At 71.8% G+C, this 20,730-nt stretch carries 14 protein-coding genes; 6 read left to right on the forward strand and 8 right to left on the reverse strand.

The window, feature by feature from the left end:
• Positions 1-97 precede the first annotated feature (97 nt).
• The gene (locus GA0070608_RS27670; RefSeq protein ID WP_091631684.1) at positions 98-1,555 is read right to left on the reverse strand and encodes a cellulase family glycosylhydrolase; all 1,458 of its coding nucleotides are present in this window, start codon (positions 1,553-1,555) and stop codon (positions 98-100) included.
• Positions 1,556-1,996: 441 nt separating this feature from the next.
• A complete protein-coding gene (locus GA0070608_RS27675) occupies positions 1,997-3,232 on the reverse strand; it encodes a S8 family peptidase (protein ID WP_091631687.1) in 1,236 nt (411 codons plus the stop codon).
• Positions 3,233-3,500: 268 nt separating this feature from the next.
• Here GA0070608_RS27675 and GA0070608_RS27680 point away from each other — a divergent pair, with 268 nt between their 5' ends.
• The 3 genes from GA0070608_RS27680 to GA0070608_RS27690 all read left to right on the forward strand — a co-directional run bounded on the left by GA0070608_RS27680 (position 3,501) and on the right by GA0070608_RS27690 (position 6,824).
• The gene (locus tag GA0070608_RS27680; protein ID WP_091631690.1) at positions 3,501-4,577 is read left to right on the forward strand and encodes a cellulose binding domain-containing protein; all 1,077 of its coding nucleotides are present in this window, start codon (positions 3,501-3,503) and stop codon (positions 4,575-4,577) included.
• 430 nt (positions 4,578-5,007) lie between these two features.
• Positions 5,008-5,868, forward strand: a complete 861-nt coding sequence (locus GA0070608_RS27685) for a flagellar basal body-associated FliL family protein (protein ID WP_091631694.1) — start codon at positions 5,008-5,010, stop codon at positions 5,866-5,868.
• Positions 5,869-6,179: 311 nt separating this feature from the next.
• Positions 6,180-6,824 (forward strand): response regulator transcription factor, encoded by a 645-nt coding sequence (locus GA0070608_RS27690; RefSeq protein ID WP_176733864.1) that lies wholly within the window; start codon positions 6,180-6,182, stop codon positions 6,822-6,824.
• A gap of 76 nt (positions 6,825-6,900) precedes the next feature.
• Here GA0070608_RS27690 and GA0070608_RS27695 read toward each other — a convergent pair whose 3' ends face one another.
• A complete protein-coding gene (locus tag GA0070608_RS27695; protein WP_245716155.1) occupies positions 6,901-9,807 on the reverse strand; it encodes an AfsR/SARP family transcriptional regulator in 2,907 nt (968 codons plus the stop codon).
• 519 nt (positions 9,808-10,326) lie between these two features.
• Here GA0070608_RS27695 and GA0070608_RS27700 point away from each other — a divergent pair.
• Together GA0070608_RS27700 and GA0070608_RS27705 are read left to right on the forward strand one after the other, a co-directional pair.
• Positions 10,327-14,055, forward strand: a complete 3,729-nt coding sequence (locus GA0070608_RS27700) for a S8 family peptidase (RefSeq protein WP_176733865.1) — start codon at positions 10,327-10,329, stop codon at positions 14,053-14,055.
• Positions 14,056-14,289: 234 nt separating this feature from the next.
• The gene (locus tag GA0070608_RS27705; RefSeq protein ID WP_091631708.1) at positions 14,290-14,550 is read left to right on the forward strand and encodes a hypothetical protein; all 261 of its coding nucleotides are present in this window, start codon (positions 14,290-14,292) and stop codon (positions 14,548-14,550) included.
• 151 nt (positions 14,551-14,701) lie between these two features.
• On the opposite strand, the gene GA0070608_RS27710 is transcribed toward GA0070608_RS27705, so the two are convergent.
• Complete coding sequence (locus tag GA0070608_RS27710; RefSeq protein ID WP_091631711.1) at positions 14,702-16,342, reverse strand: MDR family MFS transporter; 1,641 nt, start codon at positions 16,340-16,342, stop codon at positions 14,702-14,704.
• On the reverse strand, positions 16,339-16,806 hold the full coding sequence (locus tag GA0070608_RS27715; protein WP_218107597.1) for a MarR family winged helix-turn-helix transcriptional regulator: 468 nt from the start codon (positions 16,804-16,806) through the stop codon (positions 16,339-16,341). The genes GA0070608_RS27710 and GA0070608_RS27715 overlap by 4 nt, the downstream gene beginning before the upstream one ends.
• A 109-nt stretch (positions 16,807-16,915) precedes the next feature.
• On the opposite strand from GA0070608_RS27715, the gene GA0070608_RS27720 reads away from it, so the two are divergent.
• Positions 16,916-17,545, forward strand: a complete 630-nt coding sequence (locus GA0070608_RS27720) for a TetR/AcrR family transcriptional regulator (RefSeq protein ID WP_091631720.1) — start codon at positions 16,916-16,918, stop codon at positions 17,543-17,545.
• 94 nt (positions 17,546-17,639) lie between these two features.
• Here the strand turns inward: GA0070608_RS27720 and GA0070608_RS27725 are convergent, their stop codons facing one another.
• From GA0070608_RS27725 to GA0070608_RS27735, 3 genes are all read right to left on the reverse strand, one after another.
• Positions 17,640-18,923 (reverse strand): hypothetical protein, encoded by a 1,284-nt coding sequence (locus tag GA0070608_RS27725; protein WP_091631723.1) that lies wholly within the window; start codon positions 18,921-18,923, stop codon positions 17,640-17,642.
• Positions 18,916-19,458: an RNA polymerase sigma factor gene (locus tag GA0070608_RS27730; RefSeq protein WP_091631728.1), complete on the reverse strand. Its 543-nt coding sequence runs from the start codon at positions 19,456-19,458 to the stop codon at positions 18,916-18,918. Before GA0070608_RS27730 ends, GA0070608_RS27725 begins: the two co-directional genes overlap by 8 nt.
• A 168-nt stretch (positions 19,459-19,626) precedes the next feature.
• On the reverse strand, positions 19,627-20,658 hold the full coding sequence (locus GA0070608_RS27735) for a ParB/RepB/Spo0J family partition protein (protein ID WP_176733866.1): 1,032 nt from the start codon (positions 20,656-20,658) through the stop codon (positions 19,627-19,629).
• Positions 20,659-20,730: the final 72 nt, after the last annotated feature.

Consider the following 20,730-nt stretch of genomic DNA (forward strand, 5'->3'; position numbering starts at 1 on the left):
CGCCGCGTGATCAGTGACGCACTGCGGTCGAGGGAAGCCGGGACCACGGGCGAGGCCCCGCCGGGGGCGGCGGGGCCTCGCGCGGGGACGGGGTCGATCAGGCGGTGGGGAAGTTGTCCGGGGTGCGGATGCGGTCCCGGATCAGGGCGCCCGACTGGGTGAGCACGTTCGGGCCGGTGTACGTGCCGCCGGCGCAGGTGCCCGGCCGTAGCGCGGCGCTGCCCTCGGCCTTGTCCGAGTAGGTCCAGTTCGCATAGCTGATCTTCAGGCGGTCCAGCAGGTCGAGCCAGGCGTTGCTGCTGGCGACGTCGACCCCGCCGTCACCGGTGTAGTCCACCGTGCCGAACTCGGTGACGAACAACGGCAGCCGGGCGGCGGCCCGCTCCACCTCGGCACGGTAGTTGTCCCGGTGGGACGCGGCGTAGAAGTGGAACGTGTACATGACGTTGGCGGCGTTCACCGGGTTGTTGATGATCTCGTTGGCGTTGGAGCCGTCGGAGACGCCCAGCGAGGACCAGCCGCGGGTGCCGACCACGACCACCGCGTCCGGATCGTTGGCGCGGATGACCGGGATGACCTGCTCGGCGTAGCTCTTGATGGTCCCCCAACTGACGCCGTTGGGCTCGTTGGCGATCTCGTAGATGACGTTCTTCTTGGCGGCGTTGCGGGCGGAGACGGCGGCGAAGAAGGTCTTGGCCCGGTCCAGGTTGTGCATCGGGTCGCCCGGCGTCAGGGTGTGGAAGTCGATCAACGCGTACATGCCCCGCTGCTCGGCCTCGTCGACCAGGGCGTTGACCCGGTTGGTGAACCCGGCCGGGTCGGTCTCGTAGCCGTCCTCCTGGACGTACATGGCGATCCGCAGCAGGTCGGCCCGCCAGTCGTCGGCCAGCGCGTCCAGTGAGGCGTCGTTGTAGCAGCGGGCGAACCACTGGATGCCGTGGGTGCTCATGCCGCGCAGTTGGATCGGCCGGCCGTACTGGTTGCACAGGTTGACCCCGCACACCCGCAGTTGTCCGTTGATCGCGACCGGGGTCGCACCGCCCGGCGGCGGAGTGGTCGGCGGCGGGGTCGTGGGGGGTGGGGTCGTCGGCGGCGGCGTCGTGGGGGCCGGCGGGGTGGTCGGCGTGGTCGCGCCGGTGCACGCGGTGCCGTTGAGGGTGAACGCCGTCGGCGCGGGGTTGGCGGCGGTCCAGGTGCCGTTGAACCCGATGCTGGTCGACGCGCCGGTCGCCAGCGTGCCGTTCCAGCTCACGTTGCGCGCGGTGACGGCGGTGCCGGTCTGGCTCCAGGTCGCCGACCAGCCCTGGCCGACCCGCTGGCCGGCGTCGGGGAAGGTGAAGCCGAGCGTCCACCCGTCGACCGCGTCGCCCAGGTTCTTGATCGTGATGTTGGCGGTGAAGCCGCCCTGCCACGAGTTGGCGCTGTACGTGACGGCGCAGCCGCTGGCGGCCTGCGCGGCAGGGGCCGGGACGAGGGACGACGCCGCGATGGTCAGCGCGCCGACTGCGCCGACCATGACCAGGTTGCGCCGGGACAGGCGCGGACGGAATTCCATGTGGGTGCCTTCGCTTCCGATCGGGGGTCAGGTGGTGGTGCGGCGACACAGGACGGGACGCCACGTCCGCCCGGACAGGTCGGCGGCTGGCGCGTCGGCGCCCGACGCCGGTCAGCCGCCCGGAGGCTCACGGAAATCCCTGCCCACAGGACCGGGAGCGCTCCCACAGCTCGCAGCTTATGCCTGCCACCAGTTCCCCGCAACATGGACACCCATCAAACTCCCCCACTCCCCCACCGCCCGCCCCCGCACGCCTGTCAGACAGATCTTGGTGCGGATCGGCCCCTGGCTGGGCCGAACCGCACCAAGATCTCCAGCGCCGCCGGCGGCGAGCCGCAGCGCGCCGCGGCGCGGTCGAGCGCGGGCGGTTTCGGCGCAATGGTGGCGGCGCACCGGCCCCCGGGCAGGGTCACCCGGGGGCCGGTGCGCCGACGGAGTCGGTCAGAAGGTGGGAGCCAGGTAGAGCAGGCGGTTCGGCGAGCCGGTGCCGGGGCTGGTGATCACGTTGGGCGTGGCCTGGCCGACCAGGTACGAGTGCACCTGGGCGGGCGTCCAGCCCGGGTTGACGCTGAGCACCCGGGCAGCCGCACCCGCGACGTGCGGCGCGGCCATCGAGGTGCCGCTGATGGAGTTGGTGGCGGTGTTGCTGGTGTGCCAGGCCGACAGGACGCCCACGCCCGGCGCGAACATGTCGGTGCAGGTGCCCCAGTTGGAGAACGAGGCCCGCGCGTCGTTGTTCTGCGACGCGTTGACGGTCAGCGCCGTCGGCACGGAGGCCGGCGAGAAGTTGCAGGCGTTGGCGTTCGAGTTGCCGGAGGCCACGGCGTAGCTGATGCCGTCGGCGATCGAGTTCGCCACCGCGGTGTTCAGGGCCGTGTTGGTGGAGCCGCCGAGGCTCATGTTCGCCACCGCCGGCTGACCCGCCTGGTGGTTCGACGTCACCCAGTTGATGCCGGCGATGACCTGCGCCCAGGTGCCGCTGCCCTGGCAGTTCAGCACGCGGACGGCGACCAGTTGGACGTTCTTCGCCACGCCGTAGGTGTTGCCGCCGACGGTGCCCGCGACGTGCGTGCCGTGGCCGTTGCAGTCGGCGGCCGGCAGCGCGTTGTCGATCGCGTCGTAGCCGTCGACGGCCTGGCCGGCGAAGTCGGCGTGCGAGGTCCGGATGCCGGTGTCGATGATGTACGCCGTCACGTTGGCGCCGGTGCTGTTGTAGGTGTAGCTACGGCTGAGCGGCAGGGCCCGCTGGTCGATGCGGTCCAGGCCCCACGGCGGGTTGTTCTGGGTGGCCATGGTCGACACGCTGTGGTTCTGCTCGACGTAGTCGACGTCGGGGTGCGCGGCGAGGCGCTTGGCGGCCCGCTCCGACAGCTTCACCTCGAAGCCGTTGAGCGCGTCACCGTAGACGTGGCCGACGCTGCCGCCGAAGCGGGCGGCGAGCGAACCCGCGGTGCTCTTCACCTCGCCCTGCCGGGTGCCGGCGCTTCCGCCGACGCTGGTGTCCTTGAGTACCACGATGTAGCTGTCGGCCACGGCGGTCGCGCCACCGGCGCTGAGGATCTCGCCGGTGGCCGAGGCCGCCGCCGGGGCGCCGATCATGGTGGTGACCATGGCGGCGCTGGCGAACACGCTGGCCGCAGCGGCGAGAGTACGCCGATGAGTGCGGGGGAATGTCATACCCCGGTCCTCCTACTGTGGTGGCCCCCGGGTGGCTCGTGGCGCACCCGACAGGCGGTCTGGACGATGAGCAAACCTTAGCCGCAACATTCATGGTCGTAAATTTTGTTGATGTTCACGATATGAGGACGATGTTGGGAAAGACTGCCGTGAATGCCTTGCGTGAAAGGTGATTCCATTGAGATAGGTCGACTTTTCTGGTTGACTGCCGGGGGAGCACCGGGCCGTCACACCTCGCACCTCGACCTGTGACAGGAGTTCCTCCACCATGCTCCGAAGGCCCCTGATCCATGCCCTGCTCGCCGCGCTGGCGGCGCTCCCCCTCGCCCTCGTCGTCGGGCTCACCGCCCCCTCCCCCGCCCTGCCGGCGTCCGCCGCACCGGTGCGGGTCATGCCGCTGGGCGACTCGATCACCGGCTCGCCCGGCTGCTGGCGTGCCGCGCTCTGGAACCGCCTCCAGTCCACCGGCCACACCGACGTCGACTTCGTCGGCACACTCGGCCCGCAGGGCTGCGGCCAGCCGTACGACGGCGACAACGAGGGACACGGCGGCTACCTGGTGACCAATGTGGCCAACCAGAACCTGCTACCTGGTTGGCTGGCCGCCACCCGGCCCGACATCGTCCTGATGCACTTCGGCACCAACGACGCGTGGAGCGACATCCCGCCCGCCACGATCCTCGCCGCGTACGGCAGGCTGGTGGAACAGATGCGGGCCAGCAACCCGGCGATGAGGGTCCTCGTCGCGAAGATCATCCCCATGGCGCCGCCCACGTGTCCGGCATGCGGCCAGCGGGTGGTGGCGCTCAACGACGCGATCGACGGCTGGGCGGCGGCGACCGGCACCCCGGCCTCGCCGGTGGTGGTGGTCGACCAGTGGACCGGGTTCAGCACGGCCACCGACACCTACGACGGCGTGCACCCGAACGCGACCGGCGACCAGAAGATGGCTGACCGGTGGTACCCGGCGCTGGCCGCGGCGCTGGGCGGCGTCACCCCGACCCCCACCGCGAGCCCCACGCCGACCCCCACCGGCCCGTCCATCGGTTGCACCGCCAGCTACCGGGTGGTCAACCAGTGGCAGGGCGGATTCCAGGGCGAGGTGACGGTCCGCAACTCCGGCGCCACGCCGGTCTCCGGCTGGACCGTGCGTTTCGTGTTCGCCGACGGCCAGCGGATCAGCCAGTCGTGGAACGCCCAGCTGGCGCAGAGCGGAGCCGAGGTCACCGCCCGCAACACGGCCTGGAACGGCGCCCTCGCCCCCGGCGCGCAGGCCACCTTCGGCTTCCTCGGCAGCACCGCCGGGAGCACGAACGTGGGGGCGGTGAGCTGCACCGCCACCTGAGACCGGCCAGCCCCGACCGCCCGGGCGGCGTGGTCTGCCCGGATACCCACGTCGGGCGTCCGGGCCGACCGGCCACCACCCGCCGACGGTCGGATCAGGGCCCAGCGGCCAGGTGTCACCCACGTCTCGGTCCACCAGCACGTGATCTTCGCCACACGCGGTGGCCCCTTGACCCCTCGGACCCACACCCGGGGCGTAACAACAGAATTCCCTTCCGGCGGCCCGGATTCGGGCCGCCGGCACAACGGACCATCCAGCGGCCCCGGACACGTACCGAGCCGTAACTCGTACTGAGAGTGATGTGTCGCCCCGTTGGTGCGGGGCATCGGGGCCAGCCGGTTCGACTGCCCATCGTCGCGGTTTGCGGCGCTCACTACCCTGATCGTTGATCCCGTGCCTGGGCACACGTCGACAGCGATAAGGGCTTCACATGAGCGACAGTTACCCTCCGTACGGAGGGCAGCAGCCGGACCCGAACGTCACCCCCTGGAGCGGGCCACCCGCGCCGCAGCAGGGCGGGTACCCGGGATACGGGCCGCCAGCGCAGGCGCCGCAGTTCGGCGCCCCTATCCCGCCGCCGAAGAAGTCGAACAAGGGCCTGATCATCGGGCTGGCCGCCGGCGCGGTGGTCCTCGTGCTCGCCATCTGCGGCGCCGGCATCGGCCTCGTGCTCGTCAACGGTGACGACGACGAGCCCACCACGGTCGCGACCTCCGGCCCCAGCCCCGATGCCGGCGGCACGCCGGGCACGGACGCCTCCCCCACGCCGGGGCAGGACGACACCGAAAAGCCGAGCAACAACGCGGTGACCGCCCGCTACTCCAGCGACCTGTCCAACGTCTGCGAGGGCGGCCAGATCCTCAACGCGGCGGCCTACAACGGCCCGTCCGGCGCCAAGGCGTACACGTTCTCGAACAACCCCGACCGGCCGACCTCCTGGTCGTCGAAGTCGGTCGGCTCGAACAAGCCGTACTACGCCAAGAGCGCGGACTTCGAGACGGTGTCGGTGGTCGGCTGCCTGAAGTTCGTGGAGGGCAGCGAGGGCGCGCCCAAGGCGTGCCAGTACAAGGACAGCTCGGACAAGCAGGTCACCGTCAACTACATCTCGTCGCGCTACACCCTGACCTTCTACGCCGCGAAGACCGGCGAGAAGATCGGCGACGGCGGCACCGTGAACGCCCCGGCCGCGAAGTGCCCGAGCTTCATCTCGTACAACAAGACCACCATGAAGTCGTACGCGGCGCCGGACTCCGGCAGCATCGAGGCCGCCCTGGACAAGTTCCTGTCCTGAGCGGCTCCGTCGACGGCGGGGAGGGACGGAATGCCGTCCCTCCCCGCCGTCGTCTCTGCTCCGGACGCCCCGACGCGACGGTGGTAGAACTACACGCCTTGTACACGCGAAGTACAGGCGCCCGACGGCCGATCCGGGCCTGCCGCGCGGCTTGGCCCGGTCAGCGTGGCCGCCGGCCGCCGCTTCGTCCGCCGTGCGGAGATCGACGACGGCAACGACGCCGCCGCGCCGTCCCCGGCATGTGCCCGCCTTGTATCCACCCGCCCGTACGGTGGCCGGGTCTGCCAGAGCAGACCACAGGGAGGTGGAGGATGACTGTCACCGTGGGTGTGGTGGACGACGGCTCGCTGGCCTTCCGAGGCGTCGTCGAGGTCCTCAACGGCGCCCCGGACGCGACCCTCGTGGGCGTCTTCCCGTCGCTGGGTGCCGTGCTGGCCCTGGAGGTCGTGCCCGACGTGCTCATCACCGACCGGTACTGCGCCGACGCGGCGCAGCAGGTGCGGCAGGCGCGGCAGGCGCGGCAGTTCGTCGCATGTCCGGGCGTCCTCGTCGTGTCGGGGTCCGCCGACCTCGGTCCCGCGCAGGTGGCGCTCTCCGCCGGCGCCCTCGGCTACCTCGGCCCGTACGCCAGCGCGGACACCCTGCTCAGGGCCGTCGACACCGTCGGCAGCGGGGACTGCTACGTCACCGGCAGGTACCGCGAGGCCATCCACCCGCCCCGCCCCGTCCCGGCGACGCGCGACGACGCGACGGTCGGCGCGCGCCCGCTGAGCGAGCGGGAGCGGGACGTCCTGACGCTGGTCGCACAGGGCCTGACGCACAAGCAGATCGCCAGCCGGCTCAGCCTGTCCAAGGCGACCGTCGACACCTACGTGCACCGACTGCGGCAGAAGACCGGCATGTCGAACAAGGCCGGCCTGACCCGGGTCGCGATGGGTTTCGACGCGCCGGGTTGAGCCGCCACGACCGGCAGCCGACGGAACCCGGCCAGGTCGACCGGGTCGGGCCGTCGACGGGCCCGGTCCCGGGAGTTCAGAGCTGGCCGAAGTACTCGACGTACTGCGGCTCCCGGTAGCCCGGCAGCGAACTGATCGCCTCCCGCGCCTCGGCCTCCAGGGCGGACGCGGCGCTCCGGTCGCCGGCCGCCCGGGCGATCCCGCCCCGGGCCTGCCGGGCAACGGCCAACAGGTAGCGGTCGCCGATCCGGACGGCCGCCGTCCCCGCCTCGTCGGCGTCGCGGGCGGCGGCGGCGTGGTCCCCCAGCCGGAGGTGGGCCGCCGCGCGGGACAGCAGGGCCTCGCAGCGCGACGGCAGGTCGCCGGACCGGCCGGTGGCCACCATCGCCTCGTCGAGGCACTCGCGGGCCTCGGACCAGCGGCCGGTGCGGCACAGCAACTGTCCCCGCATGCTGAGTGCGGCGCCTTCCAGGCCGATGGCGTCGATGTCGCGGGCGATGCGCAGCGCCTCCTCGACGTCCGCGAACGCCTCCTTCTCGGCCCCCGCCGACAGGCGCACCTGCGCGGCGTTGCTGAGGGTCGCGCCGACCGGGAGCGGTCGGCCCGACTCCCGGCGTAGCGCGAGCGTCTCGTCGTGGTAGGCGAGCGCACGCGGCACGTCGCCCATCCGGTAGCGCAGGTTGCCGAGGGCCTCCAGGCAGCTGGCGATCCGGTTCCGGTCATCGAGCGGCTGGAGCAGGTCGAGGCAGCGCAGCAGATCCGCCTCGACCACCGACGGATCAGCGGTGCCCTTGTTGAACGCCGCCCGGTAGAACAGCGCGGCGCAGTGTTCGAGGGTCAGGCCGAGCCGCTCGGTGGTGGCGACGGCGCCGTCGACGAGGGTGAGGGCCTCCTGCAGGTAGCCGTGCCGATGCAACGAGGCGACGCTCGCCCAGGCCAGTGTGGCGGCGAGCTTCGCGGTGGCCGGAGCGGAGGTGCAGGCCTGCCGGAAGGCCGCCAGGATGTTGGGATGTTCCTCGGCCAGCCACCGGGCCGCCTGCGCGAGGTTCTCCGGCAGGTCGTGCCAGGCGGGCCGGGCCTGGTCGCCGGGTCCGATCGGCGCCCAGCCGGCGTTGGTTATCCGCTCGAGTTCCCGGGCGCCCTGCACGTACATCTCCAGCAGCCGCCGCAGCGCGGTCTCCCGCTCGTCCGCCGGCTCGTCCTCCGCCCGTTCGACCGCGTACAGCCGGACCAGGTCGTGGATGCCGTAGACGCCCGGTTCCCGCGGCTCCACCAACCGCTCGTCGGCAAGCCGGTCGAGGGCGCTCTCGGCCCGCGCGAGCGACTCGCCGAGGAGGGCGGCGACGGCGCGGACGGTGACGTCGGGCAGGCGGGTGCTGCCGATCATCCGGAAGACCCGGGCGCAGAGTTGCCCAGGGGCACCGCCGTCGCACAGCGCGGCGTAGGTGAGCGAGATGGACGGCCGGACACTGAGGTCGTCGAACTCCAACTCGCTGAGGCGCAGCCCAGGGTCGGCGAGACGCTCGACCAGCCGGGCGATCGGCCAACCGGGCCGGCTGGCCAGCCGGGCACCGACGATCCGAATCGCCAGCGGCAACATGCCGCAGAGCTCCACCAGGCGGGCCGCCGCGTCCGGCTCGGCCGCCACCCGGCCGGCCCCGCACTCGCCCGCGAGCAGCCCGACCGCCTCGGTACGGGACAGCAGCCCCACCGCCAGGTGCCGGCCGTTGGGCAGCGTGGCGAGCATCCGCCTGCTCGTCACCACGACACCGCACGACCCGTCCGCCGGCAGCAACGCCCTGACCTGGGCGGCGTCCCGGGCGTTGTCGAGGACGACGAGCACCCGCCGGCCCGCGATCTCCGACCGGTAGGCGACGGTGGCCTCGCCGACGTCGGACGGCACGGCACCGCCCGGCACGCCGAGCGCCCGGAGGAACCGGCCGAGGACGTCGATGGGCCTCAGGGGTGGCAGGTCGACGTCCGACCCCTGGAGGTCCACATAGAGGGTGCCGCCCGGGTACCGGTCGGCGAGATGGTGGGCGAGCCGGACGGCCAGCGCCGACTTGCCGGCCCCACCCGGACCGTGCAACGCGACCACCGGGCTCGTCGTGGGTCCGTCGAGCCAGCCGCGTACGGCGTCGATCTCTTCCCGCCGACCGACGAAGGTGTCGACGGCAGGGGGCAGCCCACGGATCACCACCCGCGCGGGCAGCGACCGCTGCGGCTCGCCGGTCAGATGAGGGCTGTGGTCGAGGATGTCCCGGTAGAGCGCCTCCAGCCAGGGGCTGGGATCGATGCCGAGCTGGTCGGCCAGCACCCGGCGGGCCCGCAGGTACGCGTCGACCGCGCCGGCGATGTCGCCGGTGCGGTAGAGCGCGGTCATCAACTGGCCCCAGCCGCGTTGCCGGAGCGGATGGGTCTCGACGTGCCCCCGCAGCCGTCCGACCAGTTCGGCGGACGCGCCCAGGTCGAGTCTGGCCTGGACGTGTTCCTCCTCGACCATCAGCCGCTGCTCGTGCAGGCGCGTCAGGCGCACGGCGATCGTGCGGGGCAGGGGCAGCCCGGCCAGCGGCGAGTCGCGCCAGAGGGTGAGCGCGTGGGCCAGGCTCGCCTCGGCCTGCCGCAGCTCACCCCGGGTACGGGCGTCGCGGCCCTGCTGTGCCGCCTCCTCGAACTCGTCGAGGTCCCGTTCACCCGGGCGCACCTCGAGCAGGTAGCCGCCGGTGCCGGTGTGCAGCCGGCTCGCGCCGTCCGGCTGGTCGCGCAGGCCCTGACGCAGCCCGTGGGCGTACGTCCTCAGGTTGGCCGCCGCGGAGGCCGGCCGGGGTTCGTCCCACAGCATCTCGGCGAGGTGTTCGGTGTGCAGCACCTCGTTCGGGTCCAGCAGCAGGGTGGCGCAGAGCAACCGTTGCTTCACCGTGCCGAGGGGCACGCGCCGGCCGTCGGCCCACACGTCGAGCGGCCCCAGAAGTTGGAATCGCATGGCGGCCACCGGGGGTTTCTATCACAGGGACGACGCCGGCATCCGATCGTCGCCGGCTTCGTCCCGGCAGACGGAAACGGCGCGCGCGATGTCACTCCGGATGACTTCTCCGGCTACTACGCACCGTGATCATCCTGACACTCCGATTCGGTCGTCATCCGTGGCGCCTGGGCGGCACGTGGGTGTCGCTGCCACTCCCACCGGTCCGCAGGCTGATGACGAAGATCCATGGTGGCCGGTGCCGCCGGCACACCGCGTGACGGCACGACGCCATTGATGGATCTTCACAGGGGAGAGCCAGGTGGGATAGCTTCTCGATCCACTAGGTACCAGGAGGTGTCAATGTCCACTGTGCAGGTGGCGCGTTTACTCGTCGCCGCTACGGCCGGCGCAACGCTCGTGCTGACCTCGACGCAGATCGCGGTCGCTTCGCCTGATTCACCCGCTCCTACAGGTGATCGAACACCGTCCGCCACATCGACCCCGAAGGCCACCCCCGAGGAGGTCGGCACACACCGGGTGCCGCTGCTGACCGGTGACACCGTCACCGTGACGACCGGGGCCGACGGCCGGTCGACCTACGCGGTGGACGCCGCCGACGACCCGAACCGGTCGGTCACGTTCACCACTCAAGGCGACGGCGACGACCTCTACGTCATCCCGTCCGACGCCGCGCGGTACGTCACCGCCGGGGTCCTCGAACGTGACCTCTTCAACGTCCGTGAACTGGTCCGTCAGGGCATCACCGGCACGGCCAAGAGCCTGCCGGTGATCGTCACCTTCGACGGCGACCCGACCGCCAAGGCGCTCACCCGACAGGCCGACGCGCTGCCGGCCAGCGACAACGTCCGCACCTTGACCAGCATCGGCGGGGCGGCACTGAGCGTGTCGACGGCGAACGCCCGCCAGTTCTGGGACTCGCTCGAACCGTCGGCGAACACCCGCAGCGCCCGGAGCGTGTTCGGCAAGGGTGTCGAGAAGGTCTGGTTGGACCGCAAGTTCAAGGTCAACCTGGCCGAGAGCGTGCCCCAGGTCGGCGCGCCGGTGGCCTGGCAGGCCGGTGTCACCGGCACCGGCATGAAGGTCGGCGTGATCGACACCGGCATCGACCCGACCCACCCGGACCTGGCCGGCAACATCGCCGGTATCGCGAACTTCACCCCCGAGGCTGATGGCGTCGACCGCCACGGTCACGGCACCCATGTGGCATCCACCGTGGCGGGATCGGGCGCGGCCTCCGGCGGACGCCACAAGGGCGTCGCACCCGGTGCCCAGGTGCTGTCGGCGAAGGGCCTCGACACCGGCGGCTCCGGCCAGGACTCCTGGATCATCGCCAGCATGGAGTGGGCCGCCGCTCAGGGCGCCGACGTGGTCAACATGAGCCTGTCGTCACCGATCACCACCGACGGCAGCGACCCGATGAGCGAGGCGGTCAACAGCCTGACCGAGGCCACCGGCACGCTGTTCGTGGTCGCGGCCGGCAACAACTACGGCGACATGGCGATCGGCGCCCCGGGCGCGGCGAGTTCGGCGCTGACCGTGGGCGCGGTGGACGTCAACGACGCGCTCGCCGGGTTCTCCAACCGAGGCCCCCGCTACGGCGACGCGGCGGTCAAGCCGGAGATGACGGCACCGGGTGCGGCGATCGTGGCAGCCCGCGCGACCGGCACCGCTCTCGGGCCGATCGTGGATGGGCAGTACACCCGGATCGGCGGCACCTCGATGGCCACGCCGCACGTCGCTGGTGCCGCCGCCCTGCTCGCACAGGCCAACCCGGACTGGACCCCGGCGCAGCTCAAGGACGCCCTGGTGTCCGCCACCAAGCCCGGCAACTACGCCTGGTGGCAGGGCGGCACCGGGCGACTGGACATCCCGCGCGCACTCAACCAGCACGTCTACGGCCCGGCCACGCTGAACGTGGGCCGGTTCGTCAGCGGCGACCAGACCCCGAGCGACCGGAAGGTCACCTACCGCAACACCGGCAGCACGTCCGTCACGCTCCAACTCGCCCTGGATGTCAAGGCGTTCGACGGCAAACCGGTGCCCACCGGCTCGGTTGCCCTCTCCGCGACCAGCGTCGAGGTGCCGGCCCGGGGCAGCGCCGAGGTGACCCTCACGGTCGACCCCGGTGTCGGACCGCAGGGCGGATACGGCGGGCTGCTGCTGGCGAAGTCCGGCGACGGATCGGTGTCGGTGCGCACGGGTGTCTCCTGGTACAAGGAGACCGCGACGTTCCCGGTGACCGTGCGGCTGATCGGTTCGCGGGGTGACACGCCCCGCCCGCAGTCGGTCGGCGCGATCCGGATCGACAACCCGGTCGACAACGACCCGATGACGCAGCCGGCGTACTACGACACCGCCCGTAACGGCGTGGTGACGATGCGCCTGCCGGTCGGGGTGTACGACATCCAGGTGGCGATGACCGAGCACGAGGAGGACATCCGGCGGGCGACGCTGATGACGGAGACCGAGTTCGCGGTGACCGGGCCGGCCGAGGTGACCCTGGACGCCCGCAAGGCGGTCAACGTCCGGCCACCCACCTCGGCGCCGACCGACATGCCGAGCGTCTCCTTCGGCACCCTGCGTGGGTTGGCGGACGGCACCGTGCTGCCCTTCTCGATGCTGATCGGCGGCAGCCAGTACGAGGGCTACGCCACCCCGACCAAGCCGGTGAAGATCGGTTTCTTCGAGTTCCACAACCAGTGGACGCTCTCCGAGGCCCTGGTGGACCTGCGGGTCAGGGGCGGCGGCAGGCTCAGCCCGGACTACGACCTTCTCACCGTCTCGTCGCACCTCGACGGGAAGCAACGCAGCCTGCCTGTGGTGTTCGCCGGTGCCGGTAAGCCGGAAGAGCTGGCGGCGGCAGGGGTCAAGGGCAGGGCGGCACTGGTCCGGATCCAGATCCCGGCCGACATGACGTGGCCCTGGCGACATGTCCAGGCGCTGAACGAGGCGCGGGCGGCGCGGGACGCCGCCGCAGCGGCCGGGGCGGCTCTGGCACTGGTCTACGTGGACGTCGCGAACGCACCCGCGCTGCTGGGCAACTCCGTGCCGAGCACCGACGACATCGTCGCGCTGACCCTGTCCCGCACCGAGGGTGAGGCGCTGCGCAAGCGCGGCCGGACGACCCTCACCCTGGGCGGTGAGAGCAATCCGTCCTACGTCTACCACCTGCGTCGGGACCACCTCGACGGCGTGCCGTCGACGCCGGAGCGTCCGGTGAACCCGAAGGCCATGGTGAAGCTGGAGACGGAGTACCACGCCGACAAGCCGCACATGTTCGACTCGATCTGGGGGGTGCTCGGTCCGAAGGACCCGTTCTCGTCCCAGACGACCTGGCGGTTCCCCGGTCCGACCGCGCGCACCGAGTACGTGGGCGAGGGCGATGACCTGCGATGGCTGCGGTACATCATCCAGGTCGGCACGACGCCGCAGGGCGGCCAGGAACAGTTCTGGTGGACGTCGGACGACTACTTCCGCCAGGGCACGCGTCGGGCGCCCGAGAAGTGGTTCGCCTCGCCCCTGCGCGTCGGTGCGATCGAGGTGACGAGCCCGGTGGTCCGGGAGAACACCTGCGGATTCTGCCGCGACGGCGACTACTTCATCGCCGGGCAGTACTGGCTGGACGGGACCAACGGGCACAGCATGACCGCCGGCAGTGGTGACAGCACCTGGAAGCTGACCCGCGACGGCGTGGCAATTCCGCCGCTGGCCACGTCCCCGCGACGTTTCCAGCTCCCGACCGAACCCGGCGTGTACCGGCTGGAGACCTCGGACACGGCGTACGGACTCGACTCGGTCCGGGCGCTGGCCCCCAGAACGGACACGGTCTACACCTTCCGGTCCAAGGCCCCGCAGCCGGGTCGGCCCAGCGGGTACGCCTGTCCGATGGGCACCGGTTCCTGCGCCTTCCAGCCAGTGTTGGCGCTGGACCACGACCTGAACCTGGACCTGCTCAACCGGGCCAAGGCCGGGAAGCCGCACGTGTTCACCGTCACCGCGGCCCCGCACGGGCTCACTCCGGACAAGGCCAAGGTGAAGGGCATGTCCGTGTGGACCTCGACCGACGGCGGTGCGTCCTGGCGTCAGGCGATGGCAGTACCCACCGGCAACGGTCGGTTCCACGTCGTCGCCGGCCACCCGACGCTGTCCCGCACCGACGGCTTCGTCTGGCTGAAGGTGCACGCCTGGGACGCGGACGGTAACCGGACGGAACAGGTCATCCAGCGGGCGTACGCCCTGAAGTAGTGGATGTCAGGCGGTGGGGCCGGGGACTTGAGCTTTCCGTGCCCCACCGCCCGATCCGTTGGACGCGTGCTCGGCGCCCGGGTCAGAATCCGGCATCCGCCCAGCTCACCAGGGATCGACCAGAGCGCATGTGGTCCGGATTCGTGTGACCGGCTCGTGACCGGGTCGGTATTGACCTCACCCCCGGTCTCGATCACGCTCGCAGCATCCGACGGAAAACTCCCTGGAGGTCACATGCGGACCGTAGTCAACGGTCGCCTCGGTGCGCGGCTGCTCGTGCCGGGCGCGCTCCTGTTCATGGCCCTCGGATCGCCGGCGGTGGCCGGGTCGGCCGCCGACAGCTCCGACAGCCGTACCGTCGCCGGGTCGTCGACCATCGACCTGTCGACCGTCAACGGGGGCGGCCTGCTCCTGCCGCCTTCCGCTACGCCCTGTCCGGACGGACACGGAGTCCCGGGGTTGTGGGACAACCTGTTCCCGATGTGCGGCCGGTAGACCGGTCCGGCGACGACGGGCGGCGGCGTTCCCTGAACGCGTTCCTCCGGTCGGTGCCGTCCTGGTCGTGACACACGACCCGGAGTGCCCAGGCAGAGCGGGGCCGCCGCCGTCGGAGGACGGTGGCGGCCCCGCTCTGTTCGGTCCGGCGTCAGCGGCGCGCTGGCGTCTCCTGCCCGGCAGCGCCCACGCTCACCTGGTCGAAGGCGGGAGCGCCGTCGACGGCGTCGGCGGCCACGGCCGTCGACGTGGCGGTGTCGGGCAGGTCCAGGCTGGCTCGCAGGGCGACCGGCTTGAGCAGCACCGCGGCGATGACGCCGACGACGGCGATCGCGGCGGAGATGATGAAGATGTGGCCGGTGGCGTCCCCGTACGCGGCGCGGACGATCTGCTGGACCGCGGCGGGCATGGCGTCGAGGTTGAGGCTGCCGGCTCCCGCGCTGGCGGAGGCGGGGACACCGGCGGCGGAGAGATCGGCGGTGATCTGGTCGGCGACCTGCCGGGCGAGGACGGCACCGAGCACCGAGACGCCGATGGTGCCGCCGAGCGAACGGAAGAACGCCACGGTCGAGCTGGCCGCGCCGATGTCCTTGAGCGAGACGGTGTTCTGCACGGCGAGAACGAGGTTCTGCATCGTCATGCCGACCCCGACGCCGACGATGAGCATGGCCGCGCCGACCAGCACCAGTGAGGTGTCGTGGTCGATGGTGCCGAGCAGGGCGAACCCGATGACGAGGACGACCGCGCCGAAGACGATGTACGGCTTGATCTTCCCGGTCTTGGTGATCAGCCGGCCGGCGATGATCGACGAGATGAGGACGCCGGCCATCATCGGGATGGTGAGCAGCCCGGCCTCCGTGGGGCTGTAGCCGCGGCCGATCTGGAAGTACTGGCCGAGGAATACGGCGCCGCCGAACATCGCCATGCCGACGGCCAGGCTGCCCAGGATGGCCAGGGCGGTGGTGCGCTGACGGACGAGGCCGATCGGGATGACCGGCTCGTCGGCCCGGGATTCCACCCAGACGGCCAGCACGAGCAGCGCGACCGCGCCGCCCACCATGGCCGCGGTCTGCCAGGAGGCCCAGGCGAACGAGTTGTCGACGAAGGAGATCCAGATGAGCAGCACGCTGACCCCGGCGGCGATCAGGGTCGCGCCCAGGTAGTCGATCTTCACGTTCTCGCGGCGCACCGTCGGCAGGCGCAGAGTGAACTGCAGCAGGACCAGCGCGATGGCGGCGACGGGGACCCCGACGAAGAAGCACCAGCGCCAGCCGAGCCAGGACGTGTCGACGATGAGCCCGCCCAGCAGCGGGCCACCGACCGTCGCCACCGCCATGACGCCGCCGAGGTAGCCGTTGTACCGGCCGCGCTCCCGGGGCGGGATCATCGCGGCGATGGCGACCTGGACGAGGGCCTGGAGCCCGCCGACGCCGATGCCCTGGAACGCGCGGGCGGCGATGAGCTGGCCGGCGGTCTGGGCGAAGCCGGCGATCACCGAGCCGACCAGGAAGACGACGATGGCGACCTGCACCAGGAGCTTCTTGTTGAACAGGTCGGCGAGCTTGCCCCAGATCGGGGTGGTCGCGGTCGCCGTGAGCAGGGTGGCGGTGACCACCCAGGTGTACTGGTTCTGCGACCCGTTCAGCGCTCCGATGATGTTCGGCAGCGCCGTCGAGACGACGGTGCCGCTCAGCATCGCGACGAACAGCACCAGCAACAGACCGCTGAGGGCCTCCAGTGTCTGCCGGTGCGTCATCGGCGCGTTGCCGGCCGTGGTGGTGGGTGCGCTCATCGCGCGGCCTCCAGGTTGTCGTGGTGTCCGAGGGCGGTCTCGATGTCGCGGGTGAAGCGGCCGAGCGCGGTGGACAGCGCTGCCACCTCCGCGGGGGTCCAGTCGGCGAGCGCGGTGTCGAGGACCTGGCCGTACCAGTCGTAGGTGTCGGTGAGGGCGGCCTGTCCGGCCGGGGTGACGGTGAGCAGGCTGGCCCGTTTGTCGGCGGGGTCGACGCGCCGCTCGACCAGGCCGTGGCTGACGAGCGTGGCGACGGCGCGGCTGACGGTGGACGGGTCGAGCCCGCTGCGGGCCGCCAACTCCCGGGCGTGGCAGTCCACCGGAAGCTTCTCGATCTGCATGAGGAGGCCGGCCAGGCCGACCGGCACGCCCGGCCGGACGTCGGCCCGGCGCCGTTTGATCAGACGTACGCTCCGGACCAGCTCTGACAGCCTCGCACCAAGCTCGCGGCCGACAGTTTCCACCCTGTTCTCCCCCGTCTCAGATGGTTGCCGCATGCAAGCATCTGCCGATCTTGCCCAGAGTGCAAGTTTGCGCGATGAGAAATGAGTCACCGACCCGTAGGCTGTCGCCATGGAGGAGACCACCGGCCTGCGGGAGCGGAAGAAGGCAGCCACCCGCCTCGCCCTGCACGAGGCGGCGCTGCGCCTAGCCACCGAACACGGGCTCGATCGCGTCACCGTGGAGGCCATCGCCGACGCCGCCAACGTCTCCCGCCGGACGTTCTCCAACTACTTCTCCAGCAAGGAGGAGGCGATCTTCCACGGCGACGCCGTACGGCTGGTCCGACTGCTGGAACTGGTCCGCCGGCAACCGGCCGACGCGCCGCCGTGGGCCGTGCTGAGCGGGGCCGCCGAACGCCTCGCCGTCGAGGCGTACGGCAACGCCCCGCCCTCCTGGCTGGTCCGCCGCCGGCAGCTACGCGGGCACCCCGGCCTCGTCGCGCACCAGATCGCGGCCTACACCACCATCGAACGCGAACTGGCCGACGACATCGCCCACCGGTCGACCGGTCCCGACCTGGCGCTGCGGTCCCGGGTCCTGGCAGCGACCTTCCTGACCACCCTGCGCGTCGCCATCCAGCACTGGATCGACCACCCCGAAGGGCCGCTGCTCGACATCCTCCGGACCGCGCTCGCCGAGATCGCGTCCACCCCCGCCGTCACCTGTGCGCCATCGACGAACGGCAGCGGCACCGGCTGACGCCCGTCCACCGCGCCAACCGGATGCATACCGCCGCCGGTACGCGGGCGCTCCCCGCCGGGCGGTCGTCGCCGCCCGACGGGGAGCCCTGCTGTCAGGGCAGGTCGGGTGCGCTCACATAGGTCCAGGTCTCCCCGTCGGCGGAAAACCACAGGCCGGAGGCGTTCGGCCAGGTCTTCTGCACGTAACCGCTCGTACCGGGCACGGGATCCGCCGCGGCGCCCGGCGCGGGTGCCACCGGGGACAGGCTCTCCCCCTCGTCGCGGCTGGTGAACATCAGCGGGCGGTCGCCCGCGACGACACCGGCCTGGACGACCAGGGCCCCGTCGGGTCGGACGGACGCCCGGACCGACCGCTCACCCACGACCGCGGTGCCGGCGGTGCGCCGCCAGGTCCGCCCTCCGTCGGCGCTGCGGTGCACGACCAGTGCCGCGCCGACGCGGCCGACGGCGTAGACGGTCCGCCCGTCCCGCGTCGCGATGTCCAGCGCGACGTCGTCGCCGGCGGTGAGCGCCCCGGCGAAGACGTGCCGGTCCCAGGTGCGGCCTCCGTCGCGGCTCACCGCGACCGCGCTGCCCTGACCGACGAGCCGGCCACCGGAGACCGTCCGCTGCTCCTCGTACCCGCTCGCCCAGATGCCCGCCCCGGCCGGCACGTCACCGGTGAACTCGGACATCTTCAACCCGGAGGTCTGCGGCACCAGCACGACGTCACCGGTCACCGGGTCCGCCGCCACGATCTCGTCGAACCGGGGCCCCAGCCAGTGGTTCACCACCCGCCATCCCTCGGGCACCCGGGCAGCCGTGCCGGGCGTCACCTCCCGCCACTGCTCGCCGCCGTCGACGCTCGCGAGCCAGCCCTGACGGGTCGGGGCGGCCCTCCCGTCGCCGTACTGGTAATTGACGACAAGGGTCCGCTGTCCCGCCGCTGCCAAGACGAACCCCGCGTTGCGCGGCAGCGGAAGGGGGAAGGTGCGCCAGGTCGCCCCCCGGTCGGCGGTGCCGCCCACCTTCATCGCGCAGTCCTCCCCCTGGCAGTCGTACCAGCGCAGGTAGAAGTGGTCGAGGTCGCCCGCCACCAGCGGACCGCTGTGGGCGTTGCGCCCCACGCGGGGGCTGGGAGACGCGGTCGCGCTGGGCCCCGGGGACGGGACGAAGGCCGGCGTCGGGATCACGTCGGAGCCGGGCACCGGCACCGGTGGCTCGCCGGTGCGCAGGCCGACGGTCCCCGCTGCCGCGACCAGCGCCAGCGCCGTCAGCGACACGGCGGCCGTACGGGTCCGCCGACGACGGCGTGCCCGGTGCTGCACCGCGGCGAAGTCGGGCTTGAACGCCGCCTGGGCGGCCCGGTCGAGCCCGGCGAAGTCCAGATCAGGCATGGCGACGTCCTCCCTCGTTCACGGTTGCTGGCAGGACACTCGTCAGGTGGGCGGTGTCGTCGAGGTCGGCGGCGAGAGCGCGGCGGGCCCGGACCAGCCGGGTCTTCACCGCCTCCACCGAACACCCCAGGGCCGCCGCCACATCGACGACCGAAAGGTCCGCGATGTGGTAGAGGACCACGGCCTCACGGGCCGGTCGCGGCAGCCGCTGGAGGGCGGCGACGAGGGCGACGTGGTCGGGCGACAGGCCCGCGCTTCTCCCCCGCTCGGGATCGAGCCGGCCGGAGCGCGCCAGCCGGGCGAAGACCGCCTTGCGGCGGTACCGGCTGCGGGCGATGTTCAGGGCCACCGTACGCAGCCACGCCTCCGGATGCTCCACCTCGCCGAACCGGCCCGGCCGGGCGAGTGCCCGCACGAAGGCGTCCTGCACGACATCCTGGGCTTCCGCGTGGTCACCGGTGATGGCGAACAACTGCGACACCAGACGCGGTGCCGCAGCGGCGTACAACTCCCGGATCTGGTCCTGGGTCGTCACATCGTCTCCTCCTCCTCGACCTGTGCACCCTTAGGACCAACCAGCCCCCGGCCCGGTGACACCCTCGGCCCGCCGAACCGCAGCGACTGTGGGGCTGCGATCGCGGTCGGCCTCTCCGGGCTGCGGGCAGTACGCCGCGATGCAGCAGGTCAGACACCCGGCGGCCCCTCAGGCCATCCGCGACGGCGCCTTGTCGTCGCCGAACTGATCGGCGAGATCGAGCCAGCCGCCGGCGCAGGCGCGTGCGACCGCGTCCAACGAGCGCCGGCAGTGCTCGGGTGCCGCGTCCACCATCGGGCCGGACTGTTCGAGGAAGGCCAGCGTGGCGGACACCAGTCGGAGCAGCGCCCGGCCGCGATCGGTGTAGCGCAGGGTCGGCTCCCGAGCCAACCACTCCAACTGCTCGCGAATTCGCTGCACGGTCAGTTGCCCGGCGTCTTCCTCGGCCCACTGCCCTGCCGCGGGCCGGGCCGCGCCGCTGGTGTGACTGATCATCTCGGGGATCCCGGTCCCCAGGCGCCGCCGTACGTCCAGGGCGGTGCCGACGGACACGCCAGCGCGGCGAGCCACCTCGCGCAGGCTGGCGTCCGGTTCCTCGCACATGATCTGCTCGGCCATCCGGCGTCCCTCCCGGGCGGAGAGCGGATGGCGTCGGCCGTCGCGGCCGATCCGGGTGTCGAGCCGTGGGCTGTCGTCGGCCGAATCCTGTCGTAACGCGGCGACAGTGCGCGGCGCGACCCCGCACACCGAGGCGATCCAGCGGTCCGAACAGTGCGGATGCGTGGCGAGAATGCGCCGCACCGCCGCCGCGCGGTCCTTCGCGCGCAGCGCCTTGCCGTGGATCGCGTTGAGCCGTACCGCGACGACGAAGGCCTGCTCGGAGGTGCCTTCGAAGTACACCACGGGCACCTGCCGCTGACCGCGGCTGCGGGCCGCGGCGAGCCGGTGCAGCCCGTCCATCACGCGCATCGTGGCCCGATGCACCACCAGGGGCGGCAGATCCTCCGCCAGCTTGGCCAGGTGCCGCGCGTGGGAGCCGTCGATCCCGTCGATCCGGGGAGACAAACCATCCCGCAGCAGGGCGACATCCACCCACTCGACCTCGCCGGGGATGCGCTCGAGCACCTCCTCGATCCGCGTTCCCGCCAGCTCGTTCTGCCGTGCCGCGACAGTGTTGGTCGCCCCCGGTTCAGGACGCATCGTCCCTGCTCCCATCAGACAACAGCTACCCGAACGACCGTGTCGGCCAGGTCGGCGGACAGAAGTTACCGC

Origin of the sequence: Micromonospora peucetia (assembly GCF_900091625.1) — a bacterium.
GTDB classification, from domain to species: Bacteria; Actinomycetota; Actinomycetes; order Mycobacteriales; family Micromonosporaceae; genus Micromonospora; species Micromonospora peucetia.